Source organism: Shewanella algicola (genome assembly GCF_014648035.1).
In the GTDB taxonomy this organism is placed as follows: Bacteria; Pseudomonadota; Gammaproteobacteria; order Enterobacterales; family Shewanellaceae; genus Shewanella; species Shewanella algicola.
The window spans coordinates 51,976-71,229 of sequence record NZ_BMQI01000002.1; the positions used below are offsets into that span (position 1 = coordinate 51,976).

Consider the following 19,254-nt stretch of genomic DNA (forward strand, 5'->3'; position numbering starts at 1 on the left):
ATTCCTTAAATAATGGAACTTTTATTTTTGTTTTTGTTTTTGGCGTAATGTTTTAGTAAACCAGGAATATCCAGAATAAGTGCAATACCCCCGTCAGAAGTAATCGTTGCGCCTGCCATACCAGGGGTACCTTGCAGCATACTTCCAAGCGGTTTGATGACCACTTCTTCTTGACCAATTAATGCATCAACAACAAAACCAATTTGCATTGTACCGAGTTGCACAATAACAACATGACCATGTTTTTTATCACCGTGTTTAAAGGTGTTCTTTCTACTGTGTAGCCATTGCTCTAAGTAAAATAATGGTACAGCTTTATTACGGAAAATAACGGTTAATTGACCGTCTACAATATTGGTTTTACTTAGATCTAAATTAAAGATTTCATTCACACTAGATAATGGTAAAGCGAAAACTTGTTTCGACACATCGACCATTAAGGTTGGCATGATAGCTAAAGTTAACGGTACTTTGATCTCAAGAACGGTGCCTTTGCCCTTCATTGAATCAATATGAACGGTACCGTTTAGTTGATTAATGCGGGTTTTAACCACATCCATACCAACGCCACGTCCTGAAATATCAGAAATCTCAACTTTAGTTGAAAAGCCCGGAGCAAAAATCAGATTATAAGCTTCGTTATCAGTCATTCTCGCGGCGGCATCTTCATCTAATACGCCACGGGAAATCGCAATTTCTTTCAGCTTTTCTGGGTCCATACCTGCACCATCATCCTCGATTTTAAGCAGGATATGGTCACCTTCTTGGCTGGCAGATAAAGTAATGGTACCTGTACGAGGTTTGCCACTGGCTTCGCGAGAAATTGGCATTTCAATACCGTGATCGACTGAGTTTCTCACTAAATGGACTAAAGGATCGGCTAACGCTTCAACTAAATTTTTATCAAGATCGGTATCTTCACCAATCATGATTAAATTAATTTCTTTGTTTAAGGTTCGTGCCATATCGCGAACAACACGAGGAAAACGACCAAAGACTTTCTTAATTGGCTGCATGCGGGTTTTCATAACCGCGCCTTGCAAATCAGCCGTCACCAAATCAAGGTTGGCTAACGCTTTAGACATTTCTTCATCTTCGCGAGTAATGCCAAGGCTTACTAAGCGGTTACGCACTAACACTAACTCGCCGACCATGTTCATGATGTCGTCAAGGCGGGCAGTATCAACACGAACGGTTGTTTCACCTTGTGGCACGGCAGGCGCTTTGGCTGGCGCAGGAGCTAATGCGTTATCTTTAGCGGCTTCAACTTTAGGCACTGGAGCTGGAGGAGTCGCTTTAACGGGTGCACTTTTGGGCACTGCAGGTTTAACAACCTCAGTCGCTTTAGGTGGTACTGGTGTGCTGGCGGGTGCAGCTGCTGGCGTTGACGACTTGGCAACAATAGGAGCGCCACCTTTGCCATGTAATTCATCTAATAAACGCTCAAACTCATCGTCTGTGATTTCATCTGAGTCAACCATAGGCTCAACCACAGGTTCAGCTGGTTTTGGTTTTTCTGCTACAGGTTCATCTTTGGCTTTAAACGAGCCAGAACCATGTAGTTCATCAAGTAAGGCTTCAAATTCATCATCTGTTATTTCATCACTGTTTGATGACGTTGTTGATGGTGATGCAGGAGATTCAATGGCGGCTGATGCAGCATTTGATGTCGGGCTTTTACCTGTACCATGAAGGGCATCGAGCAGAGCTTCAAACTCGGACTCATCGATTTCATCAATACTTGATGATGACGCTGTGGCTTCTGAACTAATGTCTTCGACGTATTCAGGTTCAACAACTTCAACCGCTTCTTCAATAATTTCAGGCTCTGCAGCTGTCTCGCCCATTTCTGAAGGTAATGGTGCACCAGAACTTAATAGTTTTAATTTTGAGAGTAGTTCGGCATCGGCGGGATCTTGCTGTTGGCCCTGCTGTGTTTGGGCAAACATCGAATTGATGGCATCAACGGCTTGCAAAATAATGTCCATTAATTCTGCATTGACGCCGCGTTTGCCTGTACGTAACAGGTCAAATGTGTTTTCAGCTTCGTGACAAACGTCAACCATTGGCTTCAAACTTAAAAAGCCAGCTCCACCTTTTACCGTGTGAAAACCACGAAAAATGGCATTTAATAAATCACTGTCATCAGGATTATTTTCAAGAGCGACTAACTGCTCTTGTAGAAGCTCTAAAATCTCACCAGCTTCAATTAAAAAGTCCTGGAGTATCTCTTCATCAACATCAAAGGACATTAAATTGACTCCTAATTAGAAACCCAGACTTGATAGCAGATCGTCAACTTCATCCTGACCCGTGACCACGTCTTCGCGCAACTCAGCGTTCATGATTGGGCCTTCTGCCTCTATCTTATTATCGTTAACTGTAGGTAATGATTCAGCAGTATGCTCACCAAATACGGTTAACATTGACACTAAATTATTTTCTACTTCGCGCACTAACTCAATCACACGACGGATCATCTGACCGGTTAAATCTTGGAAGTCTTGCGCCATCAAAATTTGATTGAGCAATTCACGAAGTCGGTTAGAGTCATGCTCACTGTTTGACATAAATTGTTGTACGTCGTGGCAAAGTGATTTGAATTCACCTAATTCAATATCACGACGCATCAATTTATCCCACATCGGAGTCATTGATTGAATATTGTTAATAATGGTATCGGCCAAAGGCAAACATTCTTCAACTGCATCCATGGTTTTATTTGCAGCTTGTTCTGTCATATCAATAACGTAGTTTAATCTTTCTTTGGCATCCGGTATTTCGGTATTCGCCAACTCAGATAAACGGTTATCGACTTGAAAATCTTTGAGTGCGCTGTGCAATTGGCGAGTCAGTTTACCGACTTCTTCAAACAGCTCTCGCTGAAGTGGAGAAGCAAGCTCTCTAATAACTTCATCAGCTTGTTCTTGCATTCCCGCAGAAAGCAGTTCAACAAGTTGCTGGGCTTGCTCGAGAGTGATTAACCCCGATATTGATGCCTGCATGACTTATCCTTGCTTATGCGAGTCGTTCAAAGATTTTATCTAACTTTTCTTTCAACGTAGCCGCGGTAAAAGGCTTAACAACATAACCGTTTACACCCGCTTGAGCCGCAGCAATGATTTGTTCACGCTTAGCTTCAGCTGTTACCATTAATACGGGTAAATGTTTTAATGAATCGTCTGCTCGAATTGCTTTAAGTAAATCAATACCCTGCATTCCAGGCATGTTCCAATCTGTTACAACAAAGTCAAAATCGCCTTTTTGTAACATTGGTAGGGCCGTTGAGCCATCATCTGCTTCTTGAGTATTATTAAATCCCAAGTCTCGCAACAAGTTCTTAATGATACGTCTCATTGTTGAAAAGTCGTCAACAATAAGAATCTTCATATTCTTGTCCAAGGTTTCCTCCGGTGAGCTGACAGTCGTTTGCTCTATAATTAGTTATTATTCTTGTGTCCAATGCTTGAGTTTCGCTTTTAACCGAAGCATAGCCTGACTTAATATCTGGCTAACTCGCGATTCGCTTACTTCAAGGATTGCACCAATTTCTTTTAAGTTTAATGCTTCGTCATAATATAACGACAGCACTAATGCATCTCTTTCTGGCAATGTTTTAATTGCTTCAACTAGCGCAGATTGGAATTGTGTCTCAGCAAGAGAGTCAAATGTTTCATCTGGTGATTCGTCATCGGTGATTAACACATCCTGAGACACACCAAGATCTTCTATGCCTATGATTTTACCCACAGAAACATCATTTAAGATATGATGGTATTCATCAAGAGACATATCAAGCTTTTCAGCTATTTCAGTGTCACGTGCATCACGACCTAACTGTTGCCCTAACTCATCAATGACTTGAGCAACACGACGATTGTTACGATGCACAGAGCGTGGAACCCAGTCACCACGACGGATTTCATCAATCATTGCCCCACGAATTCGAATACCGGCAAAGGTTTCAAACTTAGCGCCTTTGCTGCCATCAAATTTTGATGATGCTTCGAGTAGCCCCATCATGCCGGCTTGTAATAAGTCGTCTAGTTGCACTGATGCTGGTAATCTTGCCAACATATGATGAGCAATTCTTTTCACCAACGGTGCATACTGTTCAACAATCGATGTTTTGTTATCGAACTGAGTATACGCTGCGGCTTTATTCACTCGCACTTTCCTCTTCTGTTGGCTTACGTTGCACTAAACGTTCAACAAAAAACTCTAAATGACCACCCGGTTGTTGTGGAATAGGCCAGGTCATAATTTTATTGGCTAAACCATGGTAGGCAATCGCTGATGGAGACTTTGGAAAAGCATCAACGACTAATTTTTGTTTACGGACAGATTTACGTAAGTTCTCATCAAAAGGAACGGTAGCCACTAACTCAAGTGCCACATCTAAAAATCTGTCTGTCACTTTACTGAGTTTAGCAAATAATTCCATACCTTCGCGTAAACTACGCACCATATTTGCCACAATTTTGAAGTGGAACACGCCGTGCTCACGACTTAAGATTTTAATTAAGGCGTAAGCGTCGGTAATTGAGGTGGGCTCATCACACACAACAATGAGCACATCTTGCGAAGCACGTGAAAAACTCAACACCATATCGGAGATACCGGCTGCTGTATCGACGATTAATATGTCAAATTGGGTGCGCATTTCGCTAAATGCACGAATTAATCCTGCATGCTGTGCTTGAGTCAATTCAACCATGGCTTGAGTGCCTGAGGTTGCTGGCACAATACCAATACCTTTAGGCCCACGCACAATGATGTCATCTAGCTCAGCATCGCCAGATAACACATGTGATAAGTTTTTCTCTGCTCGGATCCCGAGCATAACATCTACGTTGGCTAAGCCTAAGTCAGCATCAAGCACCAATACACGTTTGCCTTTTTCGGCTAATGCAACTGCGGTATTAATTGACACGCTTGTTTTGCCGACGCCACCTTTACCACCGGAGACGGCAATGACTTTAACTTTATCGTTATTTGGTTGATTCATCATACGTAAACCACTTGCTTGATCCCGAGTCATATCTTTACTCAAATGCATAGGCACTGTCGTTTGACCATGCCGTGTCTTGTGACGTTTGTTGTTCTGTATCGTTTAATGCTGCTAGTGCTTGTTTAGCTAATTCTAACGTATCTGCCACTTTCATGTCTTCAGGAACACGTTGGCCGTCAGTCACATAACTCAATGGTAACTCATTTTGAATCAATACGCTCAATGCACCTGCAATTGAGACGGATTCATCTAATTTGGTCAAAATTGCACCTGATAATGGAATGCGTTTAAAGTGCTCAACGGCATCTTGTAGCACGCGACGTTGCCCTGTGGCAGACATTACCAAGTAACTGCGGATAGGGATCCTACTATTTGCTGTCAAATTATCAAGTTGTTGATATAGACGCATGTCACGTTGTCCCATACCCGCGGTATCAATTAACACTAGCTTACGATTTCTAAATTGATACAAAATTTGCTCTAGCTCACTTAAATCATGTGCTTGCTTAACTGGGCAGCCCATAATTTTACCATATGTCGCTAATTGCTCATATGCCCCGATGCGATAATGATCGGTCGTAATTAATGCAACTTGCTCTGGGCCATGGTGTGCAGCAAAACGAGCGGCTATTTTGGCAAGTGAAGTCGTTTTACCAACACCCGTAGGTCCCACAAAAGCCACGACACCACCACGTTTTACAATATCATCACCTTGGTTATCCAGTAAGTTAGCCAAGCTTTGTGGTAATGCTCTAACGAGGTCGGCTGGCGAGTAATGTTGGCTTAATCCTGCTAGTTTAGCAGCAACCGCAGGAGAAAACTCTGCAGCCACTAATTTACTTTCTAACATTGCGCCCACGGGATCTGTACGCTTTTTATGATCTTTCATTAACGATGACACCTGATGAGTCAGCAAGTTTCTCAGTGATGCCATTTCTTCACGTAATGAATCCATTTCAGCAGATTGATTTTTATTGGATTTGTTAGATTTATCTAGCTGATTAACTGGCGGCGTACTTGGGTTTTGCTTAGGCGTTTTCGCCCCTTCTAATTGGCGCGCCCATTCAGGTAGCTCAGGTTCATCATGACGTGTAGCAGTCATTTGCTGCGTCATGCGATTGTGTTGTTTTTCAAGTAAGGCTTGCAATGAATCAGCTGCTGGAGGCGGGCTCACTTTTGAATGTGCTTTAACCGCAGGCTTAGCCCCAAGTGAGACTTTATCTTCACTCACATCCATAAAGCCAGTTGTAGGTGCTTGAGAAGCAATGGCCGCTTTAGGCTCATCGTAGTCAACTGCGGCAACGATTTCGATGCCACCAGTGACTTTTTTGTTTGACATAATGACAGCGTCAGACCCTAAGGTGTCTTTTACTTGAGCCAATGCTGCACGCATATCTTTGGCAAAAAATCGTTTAATTTTCACGTACGCACCTCTTTAAACTGACATTATCACTATTGACCTACAGCAGAAACAATCCTGATTTGTTTCTCATCGGGAATTTCTTGGTAAGAAATCACCCGTAAATTTGGAATAGTGTATTTAACAAATCGTGACAAAGTGGATCTTAGCATGCCAGATGTCAATAATATGGCTGGTTGCCCTACCATTTCTTGCTTCTGGGCAGCGTCTAAAAGTGACTGCTGCATGCGTTCTGCGAGGCCGGGTTCAATATTTGGCCCTTCTCCACCTGTCGCCTGCATAGACTTATGCAACATCTGTTCCAACTCAGGCGCCAATGTTATGACAGGGATTTCTAATTCTGGCCCTGAGATTTCTTGTACTATCATGCGTTTTAAGGCAATACGCACCGCTGCGGTCAGTACTTCGGTATCATTACTCTTACTGCCATACTCTAATAAGGTTTGTACAATTGTGCGTAAGTCACGTACCGACACCCCTTCGTTAAGTAGGTTTTGCATCACTTTAACCACCGAACCTAACGGCATAATGTCTGGTACAAAACCGTCAACGAGTTTTGGCGAGTTCTTAGCGAGCATATCCATTAATTGTTGCACTTCTTCGTAGCCCAACAATTTAGCAGCATTGTTACTTAACAATTGACTAATATGGGTCGCGACAACGGTCGCAGTATCAACAACGGTGTAACCTAAGGTTTGTGCGTGTTCACGCTGTTCAGGTGCGATCCACACCGCTTCTAAACCAAAAGCTGGGTCGCGGGTTTCGATGCCATCAAGCTTGCCATAAACCTGGCCAGGATTAATGGCCAGTTCACAATCATGTCTCACTTCGGCTTCACCGACCACCACACCCATCAATGAAATACGATAAGCATTAGGCGATAAGTCTAGGTTGTCACGAATATGCACTGCTGGCACTAAAAATCCGAGTTCTTGGGACAATTTTTTACGTACGCCTTTAATTCGGCCTAATAATTCACCACCTTGTGACTTATCAACCAATGGGATCAATCGATATCCCACTTCTAGGCCAATCGTATCGACGTGGCGGACATCTTCCCAGCTCAGTTCTTTTGGTTCTTTATCTTTGGTTTCTGCAGGGCCTTTGGTCGCCACTGCTAATGCCGCTTGTTTTTTATCCATATTACGTTTGTAAACAAAGTACGCCGCACCAGCAGTAATAAAAGCAAACGTTAAAAAGGCAACATGAGGCATGCCAGGCACAATCCCCATGATAAATAACAGTCCAGCAGCAATGGCTAACGACTTATGATTGTCAAACATCTGACTCATCATCATCTGGCCCATGTCACCAGACTCATTTTGACGCGTAACCATTAAGGCCGCGGCAATCGACAGTAACAAACCCGGAATTTGCGCGACTAAACCATCACCAATGGTTAACAGGGTATAAATCTCAACAGCACTAGAAAAATCAAGATCATGCTGCACCATACCAATAACAAAACCACCAAGTATGTTGATCACAAGGATCATAATACCGGCAATCGCATCACCTTTAACAAACTTCGACGCACCGTCCATTGCACCGTAGAAGTCAGCCTCACGGGTCACTTCAGCACGGCGAATGCGCGCTTGGTCTTGGGTTAAGGTACCCGCGTTTAAGTCAGCATCAATGGCCATCTGCTTGCCAGGCATTGCATCCAAAGTAAAGCGGGCGCTCACTTCAGAGATACGCCCAGCACCTTTAGTAACCACGGCAAAGTTAATGATAATCAGAATAAGGAAGACCACTAAACCCACAGCATAGTTGCCACCAATCACCACAGAACCAAAGGCCTCAATCACCTTACCAGCAGCATCACCGCCATTATGACCTTCAAGCAATACGATTCGAGTAGAGGCAACGTTCAAGGCTAATCGCAGCAACGTTGCAACCAACAGCACGGTAGGAAATGCAGCAAAATCAAGTGGACGGTCGGTATAAATCGCTACCAGCAATACCACTAAAGCCAGGGCAATATTGAATGAGAATAAGATATCGAGTAGAAAAGCAGGGATGGGCAATACCACCATGCCTAACGCAGCAAGCACTAATAATGGTGTACCAATGCCTTTAAACGTGGCAGGTCTTATTTGTTTAAATTGGCCAAAAGCTGCTTTTGCATCCATAAAAGAGGAACCCTTTGTTCAGTCTACGGCGTCAAAGGACTGTTAATTGACGCGAATAAACCTATGAAGCAAAAACTAAGCCATATATGAAAAGCAACAAAGATTAACTGATTTAGTATTTTAAATCGTCAGGTATTGGTTGATTAATTGGAATGGACTTAGGTCGGCGACCTTTACCCTTTTGATATTGCCGAAGTTGAAATACGTAGGCTAATACTTGTGCAACAGCAGTAAATAAACCTTCTGGCACTTGTTGATCGATCTTAGTGGTATGGTATATCGCCCTTGCGAGTGGCGGCGCTGACACAATCGCCACATTATGTTCGCGCGCAATTTCACGGATTTTAAACGCAACATCATCCACACCTTTAGCCACTAAAAATGGCGCTGATGAGCGAGTAACATCGTATTTAACGGCCACGGCATAATGCTCTGGGTTAACCACAATCACATCAGCATTAGGCACTTCTGTCATCATCCGCCGCTGAGCCATTTCGTGCTGCATTTGTCTAATACGGCCTTTAACTTCGGGCTTACCTTCAGTATCTTTGTACTCGTCTTTGACTTCCTGTTTAGTCATTTTAAGCTGTTTATTGTGATTCCAAATTTGAAAAGGCACATCAATCACCACAATTAACAACATCGAGCTGCACAGTAAAATAAACATCCACACCAGCAGTTCTAACGCATGGTAAACATTACCAGGCAGGTGATCGCTTGATAGCGTTAAAATATCGAAAAAGTAAAAACGTAATAAAAAATAAGCAGATAGTGCCACTACAGAAAATTTAGCAATCCCTTTGGCTAACTCAACTAATGCCTGGGTACCAAACATGCGCTTAAAGCCATTCATTGGGTTTAATTTACTGCCTTTTGGCATAAAGGCTTTAACCGAAAAAGACATACCACCTAACGCAACATTGCCAATAAACGACACCAGTGCCAGCAAGGCAATAAAGCTAATCAGCGGCCAGGCCAGTTCGTTACCGACGACGCCCCAAACCCGAAACATCGAGTTAGTATCAAATATTTGGTCGCGCTCCATCGTGAAAATTTGTTTCATGATGGTGTACAAGCTGATGGCAATTGACGGGCCTGTCATTGCAAAGCCTACCGATGCAGCGAGCAATACTGCTGCGGTACCTAACTCTTTTGAGCGAGCGACTTGGCCTTTTTCACGCGCTTGTTCAAGTCGTTTACTGGTGGGTTCTTCTGTGCGCTCTTGACTGCTATCATTTTCTGCCATGCGACCCCCTTAAAATACGACAACCGCATCGGTTTGACATTGAAGCTGCAATACATCGCACATCAGTACCTGTGCGGCCTGCCAAACTTCATCAAAATGCGCCATGATAGGGCCTAAGGTTAACCATAAAATCAACAAACCGCTGACCATGGTCACAGGGAAACCGATTGAGAAAATATTGAGCTGCGGTGATGCTCGGGTCATCACACCAAACGATAAGTTAATCAATAACAAGGCTACAATCGCAGAAATAGACATAGTCAATGCAGAGCCAAACATAAAGCTGCCCCACTCGGCCAAAGCGCGATAATTTTCAATCGCTATACCTTGGGTTGACACTGGAATGGTTTCGAAACTGGCCACCAGCATTCTAAACATCAACAAATGGCCATCAACGGCTAAAAAGATTAACGTTGATAATAGTAAAAAAAAGTTACTCACTACCGGCGTTTGCTCACCAGATCCAGGGTCTACCATTGAGGCAAAACCTAAACTGGTTTGCATACCAATAATTTGCCCTGTCAGTACAAAGGTTTGCATCACCATTAAGGTGATAAACCCCATCGTTACACCTATTAGGATTTGCTGCGCAATAACAAACACCGAACTAAATGCCATCAGTTCGATGCTATCCATGGGCGGCAAAACAGGCGCGACAGCCATGGTAATGGCCACCGCTAATAACAGTCTGACTCGAGAGGGGGTGGTGTTTGCGCCAAATACTGCCATCACCATTAACATTGACGATATGCGAAAAAACGGCAGCAGGTATGCAGCAATTATTTGACTGATTTCATCAAACAAAATATCCATGATTTACCCTATCACCATGGGAATGAGATTCACCATTTCAATAAAGAAGTCCATCATGGTTTGCACCAACCAATGCCCTAAAAACATTAAAGCAAATAAGGTCATCAACAAGCGAGGTAAAAAGCTTAAGGTTTGTTCGTTAATCGAGGTGGCCGCCTGGAATACTGCCACAATTAAACCAATAAATAAGCCAGGTAAAATAATCGCTGACACGATCAGAACAATAACTGATAGTGCTTCTCGAAAGATATCAATGAGCGATTCAGGAGACATAAATACCTGGCCTTATATTCCGAAGCTATTGGCTAACGTGCCCATCACGAGGCCCCAACCATCAACTAACACGAATAACATTATCTTAAACGGTAGCGACACGATCATCGGCGACAGCATCATCATACCCATGGCCATCAAAATACTGGCGACCACTAAATCGAGCACTAAAAATGGCACAAATAACATAAAGCCTATTTGGAAAGCGGTTTTTAACTCACTGGTAATAAACGCGGGGATCACCACGCTCATTGGCGCTTGCTCAGGGGATTGGATGTCTTTATAGCCTGATATTTCAATAAAGGTTTGTAAATCTGTGGTGCGAACTTGCGACAGCATAAAGGTTTTAATCGGCTCTTTACCCACATCATAGGCTTGGGTCAGAGTCATGGTTTCATTAACATAAGGCTCAACAGCTTCAACATAAATTTTATCAAATACTGGCGCCATAATAAAAAACGTCATAAACAAACTAATGCCAATAAGCACCTGATTTGATGGAGTTTGCTGCAACCCTAATGCCTGACGTAATATTGACAACACCACAATAATACGGGTAAACGACGTCAGCATTATCACCATAGCAGGGATAAAGCTCATAGCGGTCATCAGCAACAAGATTTGTAACGTGACCGAATACTCAGTTGAACCATCAGCGCCTGTTGTTACGGTTACCGCAGACAACACACCGTCTTGCGCCAATGCCTCAGGCACAAATAACATTGCCACCATGGCCATTAGGGTGATCACCAATAAACTGGTGCATTTATTCATTATTGCTGTTCCTTGGCTTGTTTAAGACGGCTGGAAAAAGAAGTGGTTGGCACGTCAACTTGGGTATCCAATTTATCAATTAAGCTGATTTGTTGCGAAGTCACCCCGAGTAAATATTGTTGACCGTTCACCTCAATCAACACCACTTTTTCACGTTGGCCAATAGGGGTTACCGCGAGGCTTTTAATCACTCCGCCGTTTGAGGGGACAAGATTTAACCGCTTAACAATGTAGGCTAAAACAAAAATGAGGGCGAGTACCACAATTAACCCGCCAACCATGTTTGCTAAGGTGGCGGTGTTTGACGCCTCAGAGGTACGAGTGAGTACTGCCGTAGTGCTTGAGTTAGCCGCATCGACGTCTGTCAATGCTTGGGCCATCACACTGAGCATTGAAATCATATTCGCCACGGTAATCCCTTGTGTTGTTGTCGATTAAAAAGATTACTTAAGCTTTTTAATGCGTTCAGTTTGGCTAATTACATCCGTTAAACGAATACCAAATTTATCGTTAACCACGACCACTTCACCATGAGCAATCAAGGTACCATTAACCATCACATCAAGTGGCTCACCAGCAACACGGTCAAGTTCAACTACCGAGCTCTGGTTTAACTGCAGTAAATTACGAATGCTGATAAAACTGCGACCCACTTCCATTGAAATCGTCACCGGAATATCAAGGATGGAGTCAAGCTTAGCGGCTTCTTCTTTTGTGATGGGTTTAGAGTCGTCAACTAACTCATCGAGTTCAACTTGTTGCGCTTCTTCTAACGCTTGCTCAGCCATTGCTGCAGCCCAATCATCACCAGTATCTTCTGTACTCATTTACATCACCTTATAAATCTGAAATATCACGAGACTTACCTTTACGTGTTACCAGTTGTAATTCTGATTTAACCGTTTCAGGTCGAGCTATTTTCTCACTGATTTTTAATGCTAAATTCTCTCGTGACTTGCCTAGCTTACAACGATAAGTGGGTAAGTCTTCAATTCGCATCATAATATGTTCTGGCAGGTCTATCGGAATAATATCACCGGCTTTAAACCCCATCACATCACGCAACGTGACCTCATGCTCAACAATGTTGGCGTCAAAGCCCACTTGAACGTCCATAATTTCATCACGCAATGCTTGTGACCAGCGCATATCAGTATCTTGCTTATCGCTTTGTACACCGGCATCGAGCAGTTCACGAATAGGCTCAATCATCGAATAAGGCATGGTAATATGAAAATCACCGCCGCCGCCGTCTACTTCAATGTGGAATGAGTTAATCACCACCACTTCTGTAGGGCTAACAATATTAGCCATTGCAGGGTTTACTTCCGAGTCAAGATATTCAAACTCAACATCCATTACCGGCGCCCAGGCGTCTTTATAATCTTCAAAAATAATCTTTAACAACAACTGCACAATACGGCGTTCTGTTGGGGTAAATTCTCGGCCTTCAATTTTGGCGTGGAACCGGCCATCGCCACCAAAGAAGTTATCCACCAATATAAACACTAAACGTGCTTCCATGGTGATAAGTGCTGTGCCTTTTAATGGGCTAAAACGCACCATATTTAAACTGGTAGGTACAAATAGCGTGTGTACGTACTCGCCAAACTTAAGCATTTGTACGCCATTAATTGACACTTCGGCCGCACGGCGCATCATGTTAAACATGCTTATGCGAAGATGACGTGCAAAACGTTCGTTGACGATTTCAAGCGTGGGCATACGACCACGTACAATTCGGTCTTGAGACGAGAAATCATAAGAGCGCGCATCTTCGCTATTCTCCTCAATATCGTCCTCATCGACATCGTCTACTCCATGAAGTAGCGCATCGATCTCATCTTGGCTTAATAAATCACTCACATCGTAGCCTTAGCAGTTAATGCATTTGGTTATTGCATCACAAAACCAGTAAACAGGACTTTTTCAACCACTTTTTTGCCTGTTATTGGTTGCAGCGTATTTTGTACATTAAGTAATGCTAATTGACGAAGCTCATCTTTACCGGCTTGGGTACTGAGCTTTTGCACATCTGCACCGCTAAACGTAGTCAGTAATGCATCTTCAATTAAAGGAATATGTTTTTTAGTTAAAATACTGTCATCTTCACCGCGCACCATAAGTTGCACTTTAATTTCAACTAAACGCGCACGGTCAACACCGGGAAGATTAAATAGAAATGGTCTTGGCATGCCAACGTAATCAGCTTGAGCCATAACTTCGGGTTCAGTCGTTTGCGCCTCTGGCGCATTGGGGTTTGCGGCAGCGGCAGGTTCATCAGAACCCATAAAAAACCACGCTGCACCACCCGCCAATAACACCACCACTAAACCAATGCCGCCAAACAGCACCAGTTTGTTTTTCTTTTTGCCACCCTCTGCAGCATCTTGTAACTCTAATTCTTCTTCAGCCATAATGGCTCCCAATTAACAAGGTGATCAATATGATGACAAACTCAATCACTTATTGTTATAAAAAATCGTATTATCTCATATGTGTATAGGTTACCTGCTTAAGCATAATAATCTATAGCAGAATGTAAACTCCTTGACGAATTTGTCATCAAGCTCACTTCTTGTGCTGCTATTTCATCCAATTGGCCATCTGCGGCAGTGCCCTGTTGTCCACTTTGTCCTTGCTGTTGCTCTCGCCCGTCGCCACCTTGAGACACATGACTATCGGTCAGTTGTAATCCTTCACTGGCTAACATGTCGCGTAAACGAGGAATCGCTTGTTCAACTAAGTCACGAGTTTGTGATTGTGCAACGTTAAACTGCACCTGAGTTTGGTCACCTTGGATTTGAATTTTCACCGTAAGGTGGCCTAATTCTGGTGGATCAAGGCGGATTTCGGCCTGTTGAATACCATTGCTCACCATAGTGATTAGCTGCTGCTTCATTGCTGGTGAAAACTTCTGGATCATCTCCTGTATTTGCGTGCCGGCATCGACTTGAGTTTGCGGCCTTAACGATAGTTGAAACTGCGGCACTTCACTCTTATGAGCTGGGGTAAAACTGCTTTGGTTTTGCAACGCTTTAGTATCTGTTTCAGCGGTTTCTGACATAAAGTCGAGGCCACTTGTAGTCACGCTGGCTGTGCTACTTAACTCATTTGCTGACACTTTAGAGGCGACCGAGTCGAGCACCACAGAAAACTCAGCCTTTGCCATTACTTTACCGTTAGCAGGATCGGCTTGAATATTGCCATCAATACGGGTTTTATCACCTAAAATTGATTTAGCGTCTGCAGCCCAAGCTCTTGCGGATTGTAAGTCAACTTTAGACGCTGAAGTCTCAGCGCCAAGTGTTGAAACTGAAGCGGCATTTGAAGATAACGACGCGGTTACCGCTGAGGCAGATTGGGTTAAGGTAACATCAATATCATCCGTATCGACACTATCGGTAGTTGCTGTTGTCACCGTTGTAAAATCAATAGCATCAGAGGCCTGTTTAGCGGTTTCAGCATCACCCGCAGTTGCTTTAGGCTTTATTTCTTCAGCAGTAACCGTGGTCTTTGTAAAGTCAATTCCATCGATATCATCAGTAATAGTCTGTGAGGCTGTCGTTGCTTGTGTATTGTTAGGTTTGACTTGCTCCAACATAGAGACGCCAAGCGCTTTGTCTATTTCGCTTTGCTCGTCACTATTGAGCAGTTGCAATGATACCTCTTCAGCATCATCTAATTTAAAGTCAATGTCTGCCATCGCCAAAATTGACTCATCGACCACAGGGGCCTGTAAATTAAAGTCCTTAATGATTGCGCTTAACTGATCACGATCTAATACCTGCAATTCTTTTGCAGATAAATGACTAAAGGCCATTAAACCACTGAGCTCTTGTTCACTCAGTTGCGCCACCACCTCTTTTGACGAGCTAAGCTGCGGTGCAAGGTCAATCGTGTTGGTAAATAGTTCGCCTTCAAACTCAATAGAATCGAAGTTAATTTGCTCTAGTTCGAATGAATTATCCGTAACAGGTACCGCGGCCGAAGAGACAGAGCTTGGTGCGTCAATAACCGGCTCTAATTGAGCACTTTGTTCAACGTATACGCCGAGCTTATCAATAAGCGGCAATTCGTTTCCGGCACCCGAGTGACGCTTCCCTAATGAGTCTGCCATGGTGAGCTGGGCAAAAATCATATCAGCGTCAGCATTTTCATCAGCAAGTTGTTCAGCCGTTTTATTGAGTTCTTTTTCGATATCGGCATCGTATATTGGTACTACAATATTGGTATCTTCAGCTTTAACACCGCTGCTTTTTACTGGCTCACTCGATTCATTCGCTTGAGAGAATGCAGACAAGAATGATGTATTTTCAATATCTTGCATATTATTCTTCGAACTAACATCAGCAGATTGACTGCTATTGCTCAGTAAGATATTGCTCATTTGCTGCATAATGGGCTCCACTTAATCAAATCAAGTTTGCTGTTGTATTATCAACAACGGATTCTACTTATATTCACCAGCGGGCTTAATGACCCTGATCATTCAGACAAATCACCCCAGACGATAAAGGCGGCTAAAACACCCTTGGTGACTGTCACTTCGCTGACGATTTCGCTTTCAATCATTAAAAGCAAGCAATTAAAGTGCCACTTATTTTTACTGGGTATGATTAATAAAGAGAGGGAGAATGAATAGGATGACTAGAAAGCTAACTAACAGGGAGAATAGAAAGCACAATAAGGTTAACGCACTATTTCATTTTGTTTCTAAAATATTGTTGCATGGCAAACTCATCAGACATTTTTTGCTCACGTTTTGACTCAGCGATTTGTGCTTTGGTAGCTTTTTTAGCGAGTAGCATTTCAACGGCTTTGCGTTTTTGCTGGGTTTCTTGCCAATGTTGTTGCCGATAGCCGACTTGTTTTTCACCGTCTTGCACAACTGCAACTTGCTGGTTAATCGCACTGTCTACCTGGCGAATAAACTGATGAAATTGATGATACTGGTTAGCGCGCAATGTGGTGCCGGTATGGCCTTCCATTTGCTTCATGTAATCTAGGCGATAATTATTTAAAGCATCAAGTTGCCCTTGACGCTTTTGCCGTTCAAATTGCGCCGCTTTTAACTGCAATGCGGCTTTCTCTTCGGCCTCAACCGCTAATTTAAGTACCGTTACAAGGGGATCGGTTTTAGCCATGGGTTAGCCTTGGCACTGCGCAGCAATTTGAGTCAGCATCACTTTACTGTCGTCAAAACTCACTGGGTCTTTAAAGCCCTGGCGTAAAAATGCATTCATGGCAGGTTGTAAGCGAATCGCATTATCAATGCGCGGATCGCTACCTTGTGCATACGCCCCAATAGAAATTAAGTCGCGGTTTTGTTGGTATAGCGAATACATTTGCTTCACTCGGCGCATAGCCTCTAAATGCTCACCGCTAATCACCATGGGCGCCACACGGCTAATCGACGCTTCAACATCAATAGCAGGGTAATGGCCAGAGTCAGCCAGTTGGCGCGACAACACTACGTGGCCGTCTAAAATCGCCCGCGATGCATCGGCAATAGGATCTTGCTGATCATCACCTTCGGTTAGTACGGTATAAAACGCAGTAATAGAGCCTTGTCCAGGCCCGCCATTGCCAGCTCGCTCAACTAAGCGCGGCAATTTAGCAAACACTGAGGGCGGATAGCCTTTGGTGGCCGGTGGCTCACCCACTGCTAACGCAACCTCACGCTGAGCCTGAGCATAACGGGTTAAACTGTCCATTAGCAGTAATACGTCGTAGCCTAAATCGCGAAAATACTCAGCAATTCGGGTCGAAGTTTCGCAAGCACGTAAGCGCATTAGTGGCGATGTGTCAGCAGGAGCTGCCACCACAACCGAGCGTGCACGGCCTTGCTCACCTAAAATCTCTTCAATAAATTCTTTTACTTCTCGGCCACGTTCTCCCACCAGCCCAACCACAATAATGTCGGCAGTTGAGCCGCGTGTCATCATGCCTAACAGCACACTTTTACCCACACCAGAGCCAGCAAACAAGCCCATACGTTGACCTTTACCGACGGTAAGCATTGAGTTAATGGCTCTTACGCCCACATCTAAAGGTTCAGTGATTGCCCTGCGAGATAAAGGGTTAATATTAGGGCCATGTCGAGCCGCCTGCTGATCGGTATTGAGCGGCCCTAATCCATCTAATGGTGCGCCACTGCCGTCGAGTACTCGCCCAAGCAATGACAACCCAACATTTAAACTCGACTGCTCACCTAGTGGTCTAACTCGCGCACCGGGCAATACACCACGTAGTTCTTCAATTGGCATTAAGTAAAGTAACTTGTCATCAAAACCAACCACTTCTGCAACCAATTCACCCGCCATGGTTTCAATTGAACATAAACTGCCTACTGGCGCACGACAACCAGTGGCTTCGAGTGTTAAGCCAACAACTCGCACTAACTGCCCGCTGGCAACAGGCCGAAGCGGCAACACTTGCTTATGATGAACGGCAAATTTATTGAGTAATTGGTGCTTCCGTGAACTCATCCATTGTCCTTAACATCATTTGGTTCATCGGTTAGCGTTATGTCTTGCTCAGCACTTTCTACAGATGCTGATTCTGTTGTTGCTAATGTTGGATCGAGTTCGGGCTCAATTTCAGCAGCAACTGCATCAGGCGTGTGCTCAGTTTGCGCGACATCTTGCGGCTGCACATTCTCAGGTTCAGTTTGCTTCGCTTGAGTTTGCGCTTGCTGATAAGCGCTTAAATCATCCACTGTGGTTGTTTGATAAGTAGGTGTGACGTCTTTTAACTGCTGGGTGTTTTTAGTTAACTGTTCGGCTTGTAATTCCAGCTCAGTAAACACTTGTTCAATGCGCAGATCTACCCGTAAGTCTACCGATGAACGCACGCTCTCGATGACGCAATCGCCATTTGATAAGGTCGGGTCAATATCGATTTGCCATTGGTTCTTTTGCAGTTGCTCTGGCGGGTAACTGTGTGAAACCACATCAGCATCGTGTTGATTTAAGCGTAATTTTACTAATTGATCTTTTAAAGGCAGTGCGTCAACACCTTGACGAAGGGCCGATAAAATATGTTCTGGGTGGGTTTTTAATTCATGCCCAATAACCGACTTAGCCAAACTAATGGTCATGGCCAGCAATTCAGCTTCGATTTCAGAGTCTAAAACGGCAAGCGGTTGTTCAAACTGGCTGATGAGTTGAGACAACTGCTCAAGCAACTGATTAACTTGGGTTTGACCAGCTTCTAACCCTTGCTGTTCACCTTGAGCAAAACCCTCACTGTGGCCTTGCTCTAAGCCCTCTAAGCGGCCTTGTTCTAATCCTTGCTGATACCCATCTTGCTTACCTTGCTCAAGCCCTTCTTGTTCAGCAGCGGCGCGAATATCTTCAATTTGCGCCATAGTTGGCGGCGCCATTGATTTTTCTGCTGTGACGGGTTTTGCTTCGTAAGGTTTTGACGACTTACCAAACATATTTGATGGGTCTTGGCTTTGATCTCGGGTGATATCAGGCAGCTGCCAATGACTGAATTCAACTTCATCATCAACACTAAGCACTTTTTTAGACGATTTGGATTCAGACATAGGAGTCTCTTCAGTTATCGCTGTCGGTTA

General features: G+C 43.8%; 19 protein-coding genes. All 19 read right to left on the reverse strand.

The annotated features are described in order from the left end of the window. Positions 1-5 precede the first annotated feature (5 nt). Positions 6-2,252: a chemotaxis protein CheA gene (locus IEY42_RS01425; protein ID WP_188923604.1), complete on the reverse strand. Its 2,247-nt coding sequence runs from the start codon at positions 2,250-2,252 to the stop codon at positions 6-8. 15 nt (positions 2,253-2,267) lie between these two features. Then, positions 2,268-3,005, reverse strand: a complete 738-nt coding sequence (locus IEY42_RS01430; protein WP_188923605.1) for a protein phosphatase CheZ — start codon at positions 3,003-3,005, stop codon at positions 2,268-2,270. A gap of 13 nt (positions 3,006-3,018) precedes the next feature. Further along, on the reverse strand, positions 3,019-3,402 hold the full coding sequence (gene cheY, locus IEY42_RS01435; protein WP_007649667.1) for a chemotaxis response regulator CheY: 384 nt from the start codon (positions 3,400-3,402) through the stop codon (positions 3,019-3,021). Positions 3,403-3,447: 45 nt separating this feature from the next. After that, positions 3,448-4,167 (reverse strand): RNA polymerase sigma factor FliA, encoded by a 720-nt coding sequence (locus IEY42_RS01440; protein ID WP_188917954.1) that lies wholly within the window; start codon positions 4,165-4,167, stop codon positions 3,448-3,450. Continuing rightward, positions 4,160-5,041: a MinD/ParA family protein gene (locus IEY42_RS01445; protein ID WP_229779854.1), complete on the reverse strand. Its 882-nt coding sequence runs from the start codon at positions 5,039-5,041 to the stop codon at positions 4,160-4,162. The genes IEY42_RS01440 and IEY42_RS01445 overlap by 8 nt, the downstream gene beginning before the upstream one ends. A gap of 4 nt (positions 5,042-5,045) precedes the next feature. Further along, positions 5,046-6,434, reverse strand: a complete 1,389-nt coding sequence (gene flhF, locus IEY42_RS01450) for a flagellar biosynthesis GTPase FlhF (RefSeq protein WP_188923606.1) — start codon at positions 6,432-6,434, stop codon at positions 5,046-5,048. A gap of 29 nt (positions 6,435-6,463) precedes the next feature. Beyond that, on the reverse strand, positions 6,464-8,563 hold the full coding sequence (flhA, locus tag IEY42_RS01455; RefSeq protein WP_188923607.1) for a flagellar biosynthesis protein FlhA: 2,100 nt from the start codon (positions 8,561-8,563) through the stop codon (positions 6,464-6,466). Between the two features lie 112 nt (positions 8,564-8,675). Further along, positions 8,676-9,809 (reverse strand): flagellar biosynthesis protein FlhB, encoded by a 1,134-nt coding sequence (flhB, locus tag IEY42_RS01460; protein WP_188923608.1) that lies wholly within the window; start codon positions 9,807-9,809, stop codon positions 8,676-8,678. 9 nt (positions 9,810-9,818) lie between these two features. Beyond that, positions 9,819-10,622: a flagellar biosynthetic protein FliR gene (fliR, locus tag IEY42_RS01465; protein WP_188923609.1), complete on the reverse strand. Its 804-nt coding sequence runs from the start codon at positions 10,620-10,622 to the stop codon at positions 9,819-9,821. Positions 10,623-10,625: 3 nt separating this feature from the next. After that, complete coding sequence (gene fliQ / locus IEY42_RS01470) at positions 10,626-10,895, reverse strand: flagellar biosynthesis protein FliQ (protein WP_188917944.1); 270 nt, start codon at positions 10,893-10,895, stop codon at positions 10,626-10,628. Positions 10,896-10,907: 12 nt separating this feature from the next. Further along, positions 10,908-11,633, reverse strand: a complete 726-nt coding sequence (gene fliP, locus IEY42_RS01475; protein ID WP_229779867.1) for a flagellar type III secretion system pore protein FliP — start codon at positions 11,631-11,633, stop codon at positions 10,908-10,910. Between the two features lie 35 nt (positions 11,634-11,668). Then, positions 11,669-12,070: a flagellar biosynthetic protein FliO gene (gene fliO, locus IEY42_RS01480; RefSeq protein ID WP_229779869.1), complete on the reverse strand. Its 402-nt coding sequence runs from the start codon at positions 12,068-12,070 to the stop codon at positions 11,669-11,671. A 42-nt stretch (positions 12,071-12,112) separates the two neighbouring features. Next, positions 12,113-12,496 (reverse strand): flagellar motor switch protein FliN, encoded by a 384-nt coding sequence (gene fliN, locus IEY42_RS01485; RefSeq protein ID WP_188923611.1) that lies wholly within the window; start codon positions 12,494-12,496, stop codon positions 12,113-12,115. A 10-nt stretch (positions 12,497-12,506) separates the two neighbouring features. After that, a complete protein-coding gene (fliM, locus tag IEY42_RS01490) occupies positions 12,507-13,535 on the reverse strand; it encodes a flagellar motor switch protein FliM (RefSeq protein WP_188923612.1) in 1,029 nt (342 codons plus the stop codon). Positions 13,536-13,564: 29 nt separating this feature from the next. Beyond that, positions 13,565-14,086, reverse strand: a complete 522-nt coding sequence (gene fliL / locus IEY42_RS01495) for a flagellar basal body-associated protein FliL (RefSeq protein ID WP_275974515.1) — start codon at positions 14,084-14,086, stop codon at positions 13,565-13,567. Between the two features lie 98 nt (positions 14,087-14,184). After that, positions 14,185-16,068 (reverse strand): flagellar hook-length control protein FliK, encoded by a 1,884-nt coding sequence (locus IEY42_RS01500; protein ID WP_229779855.1) that lies wholly within the window; start codon positions 16,066-16,068, stop codon positions 14,185-14,187. Positions 16,069-16,369: 301 nt separating this feature from the next. After that, a complete protein-coding gene (gene fliJ, locus IEY42_RS01505; RefSeq protein ID WP_188917937.1) occupies positions 16,370-16,816 on the reverse strand; it encodes a flagellar export protein FliJ in 447 nt (148 codons plus the stop codon). A 3-nt stretch (positions 16,817-16,819) separates the two neighbouring features. Beyond that, positions 16,820-18,160, reverse strand: coding sequence for a flagellar protein export ATPase FliI (gene fliI / locus IEY42_RS01510; RefSeq protein ID WP_188923613.1), 1,341 nt, complete (start codon positions 18,158-18,160; stop codon positions 16,820-16,822). Then, entirely contained in the window at positions 18,157-19,224 is a 1,068-nt protein-coding gene (gene fliH, locus IEY42_RS01515) for a flagellar assembly protein FliH (protein ID WP_188923614.1), read from the reverse strand. Before fliH ends, fliI begins: the two co-directional genes overlap by 4 nt. Positions 19,225-19,254 lie beyond the last annotated feature (30 nt).

What these genes read in the sequence shown, in the direction of transcription:
- flhA (WP_188923607.1), bottom strand. Translation starts at nt 8,563, where the DNA reads ATGGATGCAAAAGCAGCTTTTGGCCAATTTAAACAAATAAGACCTGCC.
- fliQ (WP_188917944.1), bottom strand. Translation starts at nt 10,895, where the DNA reads ATGTCTCCTGAATCGCTCATTGATATCTTTCGAGAAGCACTATCAGTT.
- fliL (WP_275974515.1), bottom strand. Translation starts at nt 14,086, where the DNA reads ATGGCTGAAGAAGAATTAGAGTTACAAGATGCTGCAGAGGGTGGCAAA.
- fliR (WP_188923609.1), bottom strand. Translation starts at nt 10,622, where the DNA reads ATGGATATTTTGTTTGATGAAATCAGTCAAATAATTGCTGCATACCTG.
- IEY42_RS01425 (WP_188923604.1), bottom strand. Translation starts at nt 2,252, where the DNA reads ATGTCCTTTGATGTTGATGAAGAGATACTCCAGGACTTTTTAATTGAA.
- fliI (WP_188923613.1), bottom strand. Translation starts at nt 18,160, where the DNA reads ATGAGTTCACGGAAGCACCAATTACTCAATAAATTTGCCGTTCATCAT.
- fliJ (WP_188917937.1), bottom strand. Translation starts at nt 16,816, where the DNA reads ATGGCTAAAACCGATCCCCTTGTAACGGTACTTAAATTAGCGGTTGAG.
- flhB (WP_188923608.1), bottom strand. Translation starts at nt 9,809, where the DNA reads ATGGCAGAAAATGATAGCAGTCAAGAGCGCACAGAAGAACCCACCAGT.
- IEY42_RS01430 (WP_188923605.1), bottom strand. Translation starts at nt 3,005, where the DNA reads ATGCAGGCATCAATATCGGGGTTAATCACTCTCGAGCAAGCCCAGCAA.
- fliP (WP_229779867.1), bottom strand. Translation starts at nt 11,633, where the DNA reads ATGGCCATGGTGGCAATGTTATTTGTGCCTGAGGCATTGGCGCAAGAC.
- fliH (WP_188923614.1), bottom strand. Translation starts at nt 19,224, where the DNA reads ATGTCTGAATCCAAATCGTCTAAAAAAGTGCTTAGTGTTGATGATGAA.
- fliN (WP_188923611.1), bottom strand. Translation starts at nt 12,496, where the DNA reads ATGAGTACAGAAGATACTGGTGATGATTGGGCTGCAGCAATGGCTGAG.
- fliO (WP_229779869.1), bottom strand. Translation starts at nt 12,070, where the DNA reads ATGATTTCAATGCTCAGTGTGATGGCCCAAGCATTGACAGACGTCGAT.
- IEY42_RS01500 (WP_229779855.1), bottom strand. Translation starts at nt 16,068, where the DNA reads ATGCAGCAAATGAGCAATATCTTACTGAGCAATAGCAGTCAATCTGCT.
- IEY42_RS01445 (WP_229779854.1), bottom strand. Translation starts at nt 5,041, where the DNA reads ATGACTCGGGATCAAGCAAGTGGTTTACGTATGATGAATCAACCAAAT.